At 39.2% G+C, this 12,603-nt stretch carries 9 protein-coding genes and 1 CRISPR repeat array; all 9 genes read left to right on the top strand.

Features of this window, described 5'->3' with window-relative positions; genetic code table 11:
• Window positions 1-133: 133 nt before the first annotated feature.
• The 9 genes from KSO91_RS13515 to KSO91_RS13475 all read left to right on the top strand — a co-directional run bounded on the left by KSO91_RS13515 (window position 134) and on the right by KSO91_RS13475 (window position 10,257).
• Window positions 134-958, top strand: a complete 825-nt coding sequence (locus tag KSO91_RS13515) for a BrxR family transcriptional regulator (RefSeq protein ID WP_238743529.1) — start codon at window positions 134-136, stop codon at window positions 956-958.
• A 119-nt stretch (window positions 959-1,077) separates the two neighbouring features.
• Window positions 1,078-2,049 carry a type I-F CRISPR-associated endonuclease Cas1f gene (gene cas1f, locus KSO91_RS13510; protein WP_238743528.1) on the top strand — a complete coding sequence of 324 codons (972 nt, stop codon included), beginning with the start codon at window positions 1,078-1,080 and terminating at the stop codon, window positions 2,047-2,049.
• Entirely contained in the window at window positions 2,046-2,444 is a 399-nt protein-coding gene (locus KSO91_RS13505; protein ID WP_238743527.1) for a hypothetical protein, read from the top strand. The genes cas1f and KSO91_RS13505 overlap by 4 nt, the downstream gene beginning before the upstream one ends.
• The gene (gene cas3f / locus KSO91_RS13500) at window positions 2,441-5,734 is read left to right on the top strand and encodes a type I-F CRISPR-associated helicase Cas3f (RefSeq protein WP_238743526.1); all 3,294 of its coding nucleotides are present in this window, start codon (window positions 2,441-2,443) and stop codon (window positions 5,732-5,734) included. The genes KSO91_RS13505 and cas3f overlap by 4 nt, the downstream gene beginning before the upstream one ends.
• Window positions 5,731-7,167, top strand: a complete 1,437-nt coding sequence (csy1, locus tag KSO91_RS13495; RefSeq protein WP_238743525.1) for a type I-F CRISPR-associated protein Csy1 — start codon at window positions 5,731-5,733, stop codon at window positions 7,165-7,167. The genes cas3f and csy1 overlap by 4 nt, the downstream gene beginning before the upstream one ends.
• Complete coding sequence (gene csy2 / locus KSO91_RS13490) at window positions 7,164-8,342, top strand: type I-F CRISPR-associated protein Csy2 (protein WP_238743524.1); 1,179 nt, start codon at window positions 7,164-7,166, stop codon at window positions 8,340-8,342. Before csy1 ends, csy2 begins: the two co-directional genes overlap by 4 nt.
• A gap of 17 nt (window positions 8,343-8,359) precedes the next feature.
• Window positions 8,360-9,340, top strand: a complete 981-nt coding sequence (csy3, locus tag KSO91_RS13485) for a type I-F CRISPR-associated protein Csy3 (RefSeq protein WP_238743523.1) — start codon at window positions 8,360-8,362, stop codon at window positions 9,338-9,340.
• Between the two features lie 14 nt (window positions 9,341-9,354).
• Window positions 9,355-9,951, top strand: coding sequence for a type I-F CRISPR-associated endoribonuclease Cas6/Csy4 (cas6f, locus tag KSO91_RS13480; RefSeq protein WP_238743522.1), 597 nt, complete (start codon window positions 9,355-9,357; stop codon window positions 9,949-9,951).
• 93 nt (window positions 9,952-10,044) lie between these two features.
• Window positions 10,045-10,257, top strand: coding sequence for a hypothetical protein (locus tag KSO91_RS13475; protein WP_238743521.1), 213 nt, complete (start codon window positions 10,045-10,047; stop codon window positions 10,255-10,257).
• A 206-nt stretch (window positions 10,258-10,463) separates the two neighbouring features.
• Window positions 10,464-12,473: a CRISPR direct-repeat array (repeat unit 28 nt; unit sequence GTTCACTGCCGCACAGGCAGCTTAGAAA).
• Window positions 12,474-12,603 lie beyond the last annotated feature (130 nt).

Here is a 12,603-nt window from a genome sequence, read left to right as displayed (position 1 = left end):
ATATTATAAATTAACGAACTGCTATTAAATATCACAAAAATAAAGTGAGCATTCTAAAATGCGAGGTTAATCAATAAGTTTACTATTATAAAATGTAATTATCCTACATTAAAAAATAACAGTCGAGTTGTGAATGACCTATAAAATTGATGAACGTTTTTTTTTCATTGAGACCTTGGTTTGGTGGGAAGGACGGATCAATACCCGTCATCTGCGTGAAAAATATGATCTTTCTCAAGCGACTGCGCAAAAAATATTAAAGCAATACCAGAAAATGTTCCCAGAGAACTTAACCTATAACCCATCAGAAAAAGCATTTATAGTGAGTGATAGTTTCACCGCTATTGATAAGCTTAATGATTTTTCAGACTATTTAGTCAATATCTCAGGCGATGATCACCCCAGTATTTCTACCTCCGTTTTTGAGGTAGAGGCGCCGTTACGAAATCTGAACCCTCTACAAATAAGGCCTATATTACGTGCTATACGCGAAAAATTAGCCATCGATATTGGCTATATATCACTTTCAAATCCAGATTACTTAGATCGCATTATCCAACCTCACTCGCTTATTTTTGACGGATTGCGTTGGCATATCCGTGCGTACTGTAATAAAAACCAAGATTTCAGAGACTTTTCTTTATCACGTTTTAATGGCGACGCTATTTTTGAAGGGAAAGCGACTCACAGTGTTGAACAGGATAAGAATTGGAATACCTTTGTTGATGTAGTGATTGAGCCCGATCCTCGTTTTTCAGATGTACAAAAACAGATCATAGAAAAGGACTACCAAATGGTAAATGGTCGAAAAATAATTTCAGTAAGAGGGGCGCTTACCAATTATCTATTAAAGCGACTCAATATTGACCACTATCAAAATACGCCTGAAGCCCAGCAGATTGTATTAAGTTCAGAATGCAGGAAAAATATTGCCCCTTACTTGCCTCAACCTATCTAGTTTCTATAGATGTCTAAAATAACAGGGTTGAATGTTATTTAAGCAGAATGTAACGTACTGATAACGCGTTTATTTTCATGAATAGTAAACCCTATCTCTAATAAATCGAGTGATTCACAATGAAAGATTTATCTCCGTCGGATTTGAAAAGCATCCTGCATTCTAAGCGTGCCAATATGTATTACTTAGAGCATTGCCGAGTGATGCAAAAAGATGGGCGGGTTCTTTATTTAGTTGAAGCTAAGAAAGATAATCAGTATTTTAATATTCCGATTGCCAATACTACGGTTTTATTGCTGGGAACGGGAACTTCTATTACACAGGCTGCAGTACGAATGCTTGCTCAAGCTGGCGTTTTAATTGGTTTCTCTGGTGGAGGTGGTACACCTTTATATATGGCAAATGAGGTGGAAAGAGAAATTGAATGGATGACCCCGCAAAGTGAATATCGACCCACAGAGTATCTGCAAGGTTGGATGCGTTTTTGGTTTGATGATGCTAAGCGGCTTAAGGTTGCCAAACAATTCCAGCAAGCACGTATCGGCTTTTTGCACCATGTTTGGGGAAAAGACCGCGACCTGCGCGGTGCCGGTTTTACTACAGGTGATCTTGGTATTGAACAAGCGTTACAGCGTTTTAACGAACGCTTAGAAAAAGCAGATAAATCCTCAGAATTACTGTTAACCGAGGCGCAATTAACGAAGCAGTTGTATAAGTTCGCGGCTAATACCACCAAAACAGATAATTTTACGCGCCAGCATCAATCTACCGATCTTGCCAATGATTTTCTAAATCACGGTAACTATCTCGCCTACGGATTAGCGGCTTGCACATTATGGGTATTAGGCATTCCACATGGCTTTGCGGTAATGCACGGCAAAACCCGGCGCGGAGCATTAGTATTTGATATTGCCGATTTAATTAAAGACGCCATCGTCCTGCCATGGGCGTTTATCTGCGCCAAAGAAAATGCCACCGAGCAAGAGTTTCGTCAACAAATATTACAGGTATTTACCGATCACAAAGCGCTTGATTTTATGTTTGAGCAAGTTAAAAAAGTAGCATTGGGTGAAGAGGGACCTAAAGAATGACGTCTTGGCCTTTACCGACACATAGCTTATGTTTGCAGCTAGATAGTGCCAACCAACAGTGCTATAGCCAATTAGCAGATAATACGTTTTATGTGCAGTTATACAGAAATAAACGCGCTTATCCATTAAAAGCGATGATCATACTGCCTCAAAACCAGTCTGGTGAAGCACTAAAAATGCTAAATGTCATGTTATGGCTAAGCTCAGACAAGGCCATTGTGCAAGAAGGTGAGCAAGTGGTTGTAGAGCTTATCGAGGAGTGCGACCCCATGAACTCATTTTCAAAGCATCATGCTCAAATTACGAAACTGCTCCCTGCAACATTTAAAGGCAATATTTTTTGTTCTATAAGCCATAAAGAGAATAATGAAATACCAAAGGACGGTGGATCATGATGGTCACACTTGTTAGTCAATGCGAAAAAAATGCGCTTAAGAAAACGCGCAGAGTGCTCGACGCCTTTGCCGATCGCATCGGTGACAATACATGGCAAACGTTGATCACCGAAGATGGTTTATTAACAGTAAAAAAAATGCTACGTCAAACCGCCAGCAAAAGCACCGCCGTCAGCTGTCATTGGATCAGAAGCCGCTCACGCAGCCAATTTTTATGGGTAGTGGGGAATAAAGCCAAGTTTGATGAAAGAGGTGTAGTGCCAGTTAATTATACCGAAAGTAATGTAGAGCAGTTTATGGATATAGAAAAGTGGCAGAGCTTGGAACTAATGAAAAATGCAGTCGCTATTGCAGCACTTTTCCATGATTTTGGTAAGGCAAATATTTTGTTTCAGCAAAAACTAAAAGGCAAAGGTAAAAATAAATATGAGCCAGTAAGGCATGAGTGGGTATCATTAAGAATTTTTCAGGCATTTGTTGGTGATAAGACAGATGAACAGTGGCTAATAGCGTTAACTGAAATAGATAAAAACCATAATGATGATATTTACCAAGACGGTATTAGCACAGGAAAAAATAACCCATTAGCTAAACTACCACCTTTTGCTCAGTTAGTCGGTTGGTTAGTGCTTAGCCACCATAAGCTGCCTTTTGTGCCTGGTTGGAAGAAGGATCTAACTCAAGAAACATCGCCGGCAGATCTACATAAATATGGAGTCACTCCATTAAACAGTTGGTTTGCAGAAGAGTTACAAGTTTTTTGGAATTCTTATAACTTTAAAGACGAAGATAGCCAAACTTTTTTACAGGATAATTGGACGTTTCATAGCGAAGGTTTACCGTATAAAAGCACCAAGTGGAGGCTTAGAGCCATAAAAGTAGCAGATAAAGCACTGCAAAATATCAAACAACTTTCCACTCAAAACCTTTTACATGGTGAACTGTTTAGTAGTCACCTTGCTCGAATGGCTTTGATGCTTGCAGATCATCATTATTCAGCACAAAAAGAGCCAACAACAGACTGGCAAAGCCCTAATTATCAAGTTTTTGCAAATACAGACAGGGATACGAAAGCGCTTAAACAACAGCTTGATGAACATTTAATTGGTGTAGCTAAACACGCGGTAGATATTGTAAGCGCTTTGCCACAACTAAAAAGTAGCTTACAAGCGTTGGGAGATAATAAGTTTTTAAAAAGTACCAAGACTGATGATAAATACGCTTGGCAGATAGCAACACAAAAACTGGCCTTAGAGTTAAGTGAATCGAGTAAGAAACAAGGATTTTTTGGTATTAATATGGCATCGACAGGTAAGGGTAAAACGCTTGCCAATGCCAAAGTAATGTATGCCCTAGCAAATAAAGAGCAAAATTGTCGCTTTACCGTAGCACTGGGTTTAAGAACACTCACCTTACAAACAGGTAGAGAATATCGTAAGCAGTTGAATTTAACCGCAGAGCAACTAGCGATTGCCGTAGGTGGTTCTGCTTCTAAAGCCTTGTTTGAAAATGAGCAACATAAAAAAACGCCTGAAGAAAGCTTCGGGGTAGGCAGCGAGTCGGTTGAAGACTTTTTAGATCCAGACTTATATGTTGATTATGATTTGTCAGGTTTGGATCACAGTTTATACACTTGGACAGGCACTAACCCACGCATTGAAAAGCTTGTGCAAGCGCCTGCGTTAGTTTGCACTATTGATCATTTAATCCCTGCCACAGATGGTACCAAAGGCGGTAAACAAATCGGCCCGATGTTAAGGTTGCTCACTTCTGATTTAGTCATTGATGAACCTGATGATTTCGGCTTAGAGGATTTACCTGCTTTATGTCGGTTGGTTTATTGGGCAGGCATGTTAGGCAGTCGAGTTCTGCTTTCTACTGCCACCATGCCACCAGATCTAGCTTTTGCTGCTTATCAAGCGTACCAAGCAGGTTGGGTTGAATATGCCAAAGTGAATATTGCTGATTGGAACAAAAGCGTTAACTGCGCTTGGTTTGATGAGCGTGAAAAGGGCGGTTCTTATAAAGCTGAAATTCAAGATTTTTCTAACTTCAAAGAGCAGCATGAAAAGTATGTTAAAAAACGAGTGGAATATTTAAGTTCAGGTATAGCAAAACACAAGGCTGAAATTCTAGATAATCTAAATACAACGGGTAATATCCATGTCAATTTTGCCCAAACAATTAAGCAGGGTGCTCTTATTCTGCATAAAAACAATCATGTACAGCTTGATGGCAAGAAGGTTTCAATTGGTTTAGTGCGTATGGCCAACATCAATCCAATGGTTGCAGTTGCTAAGGCACTATTAAACTTACCAGAACTTGAAAATACACACATACATTTATGCGTGTATCACAGCCGTTTCCCTTTAGCTGTGCGTTCATATTTAGAAAATCAATTAGATCAAATGCTGAATCATAAAAAGAGCTGGCCACCTAAAAATCTACAGAATCTAGTTAACAAAACAGCAGAAAAAAATCAGATGTTTATAGTATTAGCTTCACCAGTAGCCGAGGTTGGCCGTGATCACGATTATGATTGGGCAATCATTGAACCTAGCTCTATGCGCTCTATTATACAGATAGCAGGACGTGTGTTAAGGCACCGTGAGCACGTTCCAGAGAAAGAAAATATGCTATTAATTAACCAAAACATTAAGCAACTTAAAGGCAGTGAACGCTGTTTTAACCAGCCTGGTTTTGAGGTGGAAAACTTAAAGCTCAAGCTGAATAAACATACATTAAGAGAGGTATTAGAAGAATCACAATATCAACCCATTAACGCAGTAGAAAGAGTGATTAAAAGTAAGCAGCCCCCGCTGGAAAACCTAGTGGCACTAGAGCATCAAGCTTTGTTAGAAAAGCTATTTAAAAATCCTGATTCAGCCAAACTTTGGTGGAAAGAGCAGGCGCATTGGTGCGGAGTATTGCAAAACTTACAAGCCTTTAGAAAATCCGCCAAAGATGAAGCTGTGTTTTTGCTCTACAAGAATAATGATCTGCAATGGGAATGGAAGAACGAGGCGGCTTATCCACCTAAAATGGGAGCACTATCAGGGGCTGGCATTTCAATTATAGAAGAACCCGCCATTGTGCCAGCTGAGGGTATTAGCTTTTGGTTTGATTTAAACCCGTTAACTATGTACGCAGAATTGGCTAACGATTTTAATATCAGTGAAGAAGAAGCTTCCCTGCGTTTTGGTGAGTTAAGGTTGGTTAGCTACAAAAAAAATGACATAAACGAATACAAATATTTTTCTAATTTAGGGATTTACCAAGAGGTGAAATGATGATTGAAGAAATCCAGAATAATAATTGGCGTGATGTAATAATTTTGTTTTTTCAGACGAGTATAAATACATCTGCTTTAGCTAAAGCAAACAAATACATAGAAGAGAAGAGTGCCGTTCTTAAAGCTGAATCGAATGCCCAAAAGCAAGAGCGGCTTTCAGCCTCGATAGAAAAAAAGAAGTTGGATCTTGATATTCTGAAAAGCAATCCAAATGAAATAGTCGAGTGGCTAGATGCAAACGCAATAAAAAAAATATCAGTTGGAAGTCGAATAATTAAATCCACCCACCCTCTAAAATTCAGCCATAGCTCAGCACCCAATGATGGAGTTTTAGTTGATTGTGAAGATGAATTGCCCTTATTAAATACAGCTTCTATTTCGAACGATTCTAAAACTTTCGATATGGCACACAATAATGGTGCATTAATAAGTATCTCTAGGTTCTTAGCATTGTCTTATGGCGGATTTTCTATTTATGACTTGATCTTAGAAAATGATTTTTGTTTTTTAGATGGTTTTTATAAAAACAAAGCTCAGCTGAAAATATGGAAGTCAGGCTTTTCAGAGCTTGTGGAGAAAAGAAATATAAAATCAGCAAGTTTTACAAAGCAGATATATTTTCCTGTGGATAGTGAAAGCTATCATCTACTAGCTCCATTGGCTTCGTCTACACTTGCGGAGTCAATTTTTACTAAAATAACAAATGCTAAATACAAAAAAAGAACTGATTATTTTCATGAAGATGGTTCCTTAAGTCCGCGACTTATAATGCCACAAAACAAAAATGCAGTTATTAGAGTTGGTGGAAATAACCCTCAGAATGTATCAATGTTAAATAGAGGTAGAAACTGGAAGCTTTATAAAGATTCAAAGAGTTCTTATGGTGTTTTCTATGTGGTTTCATCCGAGCCACCAGTTTGGCATTCACAGCTAAAAGCACCAATATACAAAACCAACTTTTTTTATGATTTATCAGCGAATTACGAAGTAAAGGAAAACATTCAATATTTGTCTGATTTTTTAACTCGTTTTGAAAATTTGCAACTCAGTATTAAAGATCCGAAACGCATGCGATGGGTGGAAGAGTGGGTTGAAAACCTAACTGATGAGGTACTGGTCTATGTTAAGAATATACAAACCCTGCCTGCAGGTTGGTCTGCTATTGAGGAGATAAAATTAAAACCTGAACACCAAGTGTTATTAGATTGTTATCGTCAAGATGAAGATTTTTCAGCTATGAAAAACAGCAGTAATTGGCAGACGGTTATTATTCAAGACTTTGCTGTTTGGCTAAATAATAGGCTAGCTGAAGCCAACGGAAAATTTACGCCACAAGATGCCCATACCAAGTTGTGGATGAAAATATTCAAAGCTAATTTCAGAGAAGGGTTTATCACAAAAGAATTAACCCAACAGGAGGAAACAGTATGAGCCAGTATCTATTAATTGAAAGAATTAAGGTGCAAAACGCTAATGCAGTCTCCGGTTTCACTTGGGGGTTTCCTGCGATAACTCATTTTTTAGGTTTTAGTCATAATTTATGTAGAAAATTAACAGAAGATTCTAGTTTAAATAGCTTATCTCTCGGTGGATGTGCGGTTATTGCACACAGTAGTCATTCGAATACGTTCGAAACAGAAAATGGATTGTTATTTTCTCAGAATAGAAGCGTTAATTATTTAGAAACAACAAAGCCAGGAGATACGCACAAAGCACCATCTGTTATTGAAGAAGCCAAAATGAACATGACTGTTTCTTTATTAATACCTGTAGAGGGCTACTTAGGCGGTTTACAAGACCCTCTAACGGAGTTTATTAAAAATGCTTGCCAAATACAGCGTTTAGCTGGTGGAACTGTGTTGTCTGTTGCGAATGTAGGCATTGTTGATTTAGCTAAAGAAGATCAACTTAAAAGCGTTAGAAGAAAGCTATTACCTGGTTTTATTTTGCAAGATAGAGCTGACTATTTGGCAGAGCATTTTTCAACGCTTAAAGAACATGATCCAAAAGCAGATCTATTAGATGCATGGTTTGATTTTATTGCCTTGAAACAAGTGGCTAGGCCAGCCTGTGAATTGTTAGATAAGCACCTTGCTAACCAAGCAGAAAAGTCCGAAGTTCTTTCGTCACTTAATGACACCTGGCTTGAACATAAAAGCCAACCTTATCAGCAAAAAATTATACCTAGTGAGTTAATAGCTTACTTTGCAGAGAAGCATGAAAGCATTAACCCTAAAGTTTTATTGCAATGGCAAAGTTACTTAGAGCCAAATGACAAAACATCGGCTAATTGGGAGTATGTCAAAAAACCACAAGCGGGTTATTTGGTTCCAATAATGACAGGTTATAAAGCCATTACTGGCGTTTACCCAGCAGGAGAAATTGATGGCGCTAGAGATTCTGAAACAGACCTATGTTTTGTAGAGGCCGTACATTCTGTTGGCGAATGGCAGAGCGTGCATCGCTTAAAAAACCAAGAGCAATGGCAGGCCAGCATATGGAGCTATGCGTCTTATGAAAAAGATTGGTATTTGTGCCAGCAAGGTTTAAACACAGAAAACCAAATATCACCAACCGAACCAACAACAGATGAAATTTATTATTAATCTTAAAAGGAAAAATCATGACTATCGCACTACCAAGCATGTTAGCTTTTGAACGCAAACTTGAAACTTCTGACGCTTTAATGTTTTCAGGCGAATGGGAAAATATAACCTCTGATGAAAAATGGCAGGCTATTCCCATTACTAAAAGACAAAACCGTTCAACCCAAAGTGCCCATGGCACAAGTGATGCGGATAAAACCAAGCCTAACCCCGTTTCATCAGACAGTGATGATGCCAACTTGCCTTTGAAGCACGACACCCTAAAAGTAAGCTTTAGCATGCGCGTGGTGGGCAACCTCGGAGCCCCTTTTGGGTGTAACTCCCCCATTTTTAGTAATGCAATTAAAGCTAAAACGACTGATTTCAAACAAGGTAAAGGCATTAATACTTTGGCTTATCGCTACGCTTACAACTTAGCAAATGGCCGTTTTTTATGGCGTAACCGTGTTGGTGCAGAAGAAATAACCATTATTATTAAAGCTGGGAGTGGCACCTTTAAATTTAATGCTTATGACTTTTCTTTAAATGAGTTTGAAAAATCTAGCGACAATGCAGATTTGCAGCAGTTAGCAGCAATCATTACTGAGGGTTTACAAGGTGATCAACAAAGCTTTGTGCTTGTAGAAGTTGATGCCTTTGTAAAGCTAGGCCATCAGCAACACGTATTCCCCTCACAAGAAATGAACATGGGTGAAAAAGGCAAGGTCTTATTTAAACTTGAAGGTTGTGCAGCCATTCATAATGTAAAAATAGGTAATGCTATTCGCACTATTGATACTTGGTATAACCGTTATGAAGATCAAGGGCAGCCTATTGCAATTGAACCCTTCGGTGCGGTTACCCAAATCGGTGACGCTTTCCGTAAAAACAAAAAAGAAGGTGACTTATATTCATTAATGATTGATTGGGTAAATGACGCTGAATTATCACTAGATCAACAAGTGTATGTAACTGCTAATTTAATTCGTGGCGGTGTATTTAGTAAGTCATCTAAATAAAGTTAGAGGTGCCTATGAGCTATTATATCGATATCACATTACTGCCTGATACTGAAATATCATTGGGCTTTATTTGGCAAAAAGTTTTCCAGCAAGTGCACATTGCTTTTGCTGAAAATAAAACATCAGAAGGTAACTCTGCAATAGCTGTGTCTTTTCCGCATTACACGTTAACGGGTGATAAAAATACTGAATTTCCACTCGGTAATAAGTTGCGGATATTTGCACCGTCGGAAGCATTGCTTGAACAATTAGCCATAACAAATTGGTTGAAAAGGTTGAGTGATCATACGCATATTACATCGATCAAATCTGTACCTGAAAAGGTAAGCGAATTTGTTTGTGTAAAACGCAAACAGTGTAAAACCAATCTATCCAGGTTGGCAAGGCGTAGAGCTAAACGCAAAAGTGAAAGTTTTGAGCAGGCGTTACAGTATTATGCGAGTTTTAATGATGAAGAAACTAAGCTGCCATTTATAAACGTGAATAGTCTTTCTAAAAATGAGCAATTTAGATTGTTTATTAGTCAGACGCACGTGAATGAAGAAGTTAGCGGAGAGTTTACTTGTTACGGCATGAGTAAAGAAACCGCCACTGTTCCGTGGTTTTAACTTAGCAAAAAAGTTTTACCTCTGTAGTGCATTGCAGAGGTAAAATACGTTTCTATTTTAACAAAAACCACCATTAAAAAATGAAGGTTGCACTTGAACAATACACCACCATTTACGCTTACCAATAAGCTATTAACACTAGTGGCAGACATCAGTGAAAAAGTAGGGCGTTTGTCGGTTAAGTTTGAGCGTGAGCAGAATTTACGATTGCGTAAAGTTAATCGTATGCGCAAATTAAAACAACAAGGTCTTATTTTGCGTATTGGCGGTGATAAAAATGGACATTGGCAAGTGGTCACGCAGTAGTTTAAATATACTGAAAAGATGAAATGGAATACGAATAAAGCTTTAATGGGGATGCAAAGGCTCACAAAGCCTAAATAACCAAAAAATGGCTCTTTAAAAATCAACACTAAATATCAATGAGTTACACACAGGCTAAAAATTTAGGTAAAAATGCTTAAATTTACTTAGTTTATTGTTGTAGCTTATTTTTTTGCTGATATTCTATTGTTCACTGCCGCACAGGCAGCTTAGAAAGCAAAACACATGCGTATTCTTGGTAAGCTAGAGTTCACTGCCGCACAGGCAGCTTAGAAACATGAGGGACAGTTAATGTAACAAGATGCAATTGTTCACTGCCGCACAGGCAGCTTAGAAATTCTCTGTGCCGTCATACTCAAAAAAGTGAAGGTTCACTGCCGCACAGGCAGCTTAGAAACGTTAAACCAATGGCAAAGCCCAGCGATCAAATGTTCACTGCCGCACAGGCAGCTTAGAAATCTGCAACAAAGGACACAGGGAGCAACGACACGTTCACTGCCGCACAGGCAGCTTAGAAATATTTCTTTGATGTGAGTTAATCCACTTTCACGTTCACTGCCGCACAGGCAGCTTAGAAAATGTAAAAGTAACATGGGCGAAAGAAGCAAAAGTTCACTGCCGCACAGGCAGCTTAGAAATAACAAGGTAAACACAACCAACAGATCATTTAGTTCACTGCCGCACAGGCAGCTTAGAAATGATTTAACAAGGCTGTTGAAATTTGGTTACAGTTCACTGCCGCACAGGCAGCTTAGAAATTTAAGTTTTATGTTCTTACCGCCATTTGGATGTTCACTGCCGCACAGGCAGCTTAGAAAGCTTGGTACAACGGCGATCAAAAACTGGCTAAGTTCACTGCCGCACAGGCAGCTTAGAAAACCCATGAAAAAACACGATACAAAACAGTACCGTTCACTGCCGCACAGGCAGCTTAGAAATTTTCAAACTTTAAAAGCTTCTGCTCTTTAGTGTTCACTGCCGCACAGGCAGCTTAGAAAGACTAAATCGGCGATGCCGTTAATGGCATTATGTTCACTGCCGCACAGGCAGCTTAGAAAAACTCCAATAAGTGACAAAGATAATAGCTATGGTTCACTGCCGCACAGGCAGCTTAGAAATTTCTTCATATCCATATAACCAACACCCATTCGTTCACTGCCGCACAGGCAGCTTAGAAACTTACAATGGCGACGTGCCTTGGCAAAATACTGTTCACTGCCGCACAGGCAGCTTAGAAATGAGCGTAACAACCACGGCCATGCGTTTATTTGTTCACTGCCGCACAGGCAGCTTAGAAAGACAGAGATGAAGATGATGAAAACTGAAATTCGTTCACTGCCGCACAGGCAGCTTAGAAATAATGCATGATCAAGAGATTCAAGTCCTGTTGGTTCACTGCCGCACAGGCAGCTTAGAAAGCTAATAACAAGCCAGCCAGCGGAAATAACAAGTTCACTGCCGCACAGGCAGCTTAGAAAGGCTTTAAAAGTGACAATCTTACCGTCGATCAGTTCACTGCCGCACAGGCAGCTTAGAAACGAATCGCGCTCTAATTTATCCGCCTCTAAATGTTCACTGCCGCACAGGCAGCTTAGAAATGCTAAAGCACTACAAGATATTAAGAGGCAATGTTCACTGCCGCACAGGCAGCTTAGAAACATAGCTCCCATTATTTGAGCGCGACGAGTAAGTTCACTGCCGCACAGGCAGCTTAGAAATCTTTATCTGTGTCGACAGTGCTGATCTCAACGTTCACTGCCGCACAGGCAGCTTAGAAATGTAAATACAGTTATTGCAACACTTGGCTTTAGTTCACTGCCGCACAGGCAGCTTAGAAAACAGAAAGGTTTGCAGAGTATTACGAGATAACGTTCACTGCCGCACAGGCAGCTTAGAAAATAGAAAGGTTTGCAGAGTATTACGAGATAACGTTCACTGCCGCACAGGCAGCTTAGAAAGTTAAATATAAAGTAACTTTTATCATTGAATTGTTCACTGCCGCACAGGCAGCTTAGAAATGTTAGCATGTTAAACCGCAAGTTATCTTTAAGTTCACTGCCGCACAGGCAGCTTAGAAATTAAATGGCGCTTTTTTATGCCTGAAATATAAGTTCACTGCCGCACAGGCAGCTTAGAAAATGGGTTGGTAATGCGTGCTCCTGTTATGCGAGTTCACTGCCGCACAGGCAGCTTAGAAACTCCAGCAATTCTCGGTGAAAATAATTTTCAAGCTATACAAGGGCTGCGAGAGATATCAAAAAATACTTTTCGCGCTAAATTTCTCTTTTCTTCAAATTATTTTTAATAAATGTAAAAAAAATTGAACTT

This window comes from Psychromonas antarctica (assembly GCF_022267535.1).
Lineage (GTDB): Bacteria > Pseudomonadota > Gammaproteobacteria > Enterobacterales > Psychromonadaceae > Psychromonas > Psychromonas antarctica.
This window is presented reverse-complemented; position numbering and strand designations above follow the sequence as displayed.

What these genes read in the sequence shown, in the direction of transcription:
- KSO91_RS13515 (WP_238743529.1), top strand. Translation starts at nt 134, where the DNA reads ATGACCTATAAAATTGATGAACGTTTTTTTTTCATTGAGACCTTGGTT.
- cas1f (WP_238743528.1), top strand. Translation starts at nt 1,078, where the DNA reads ATGAAAGATTTATCTCCGTCGGATTTGAAAAGCATCCTGCATTCTAAG.
- KSO91_RS13505 (WP_238743527.1), top strand. Translation starts at nt 2,046, where the DNA reads ATGACGTCTTGGCCTTTACCGACACATAGCTTATGTTTGCAGCTAGAT.
- cas3f (WP_238743526.1), top strand. Translation starts at nt 2,441, where the DNA reads ATGATGGTCACACTTGTTAGTCAATGCGAAAAAAATGCGCTTAAGAAA.
- csy1 (WP_238743525.1), top strand. Translation starts at nt 5,731, where the DNA reads ATGATGATTGAAGAAATCCAGAATAATAATTGGCGTGATGTAATAATT.
- csy2 (WP_238743524.1), top strand. Translation starts at nt 7,164, where the DNA reads ATGAGCCAGTATCTATTAATTGAAAGAATTAAGGTGCAAAACGCTAAT.
- csy3 (WP_238743523.1), top strand. Translation starts at nt 8,360, where the DNA reads ATGACTATCGCACTACCAAGCATGTTAGCTTTTGAACGCAAACTTGAA.
- cas6f (WP_238743522.1), top strand. Translation starts at nt 9,355, where the DNA reads ATGAGCTATTATATCGATATCACATTACTGCCTGATACTGAAATATCA.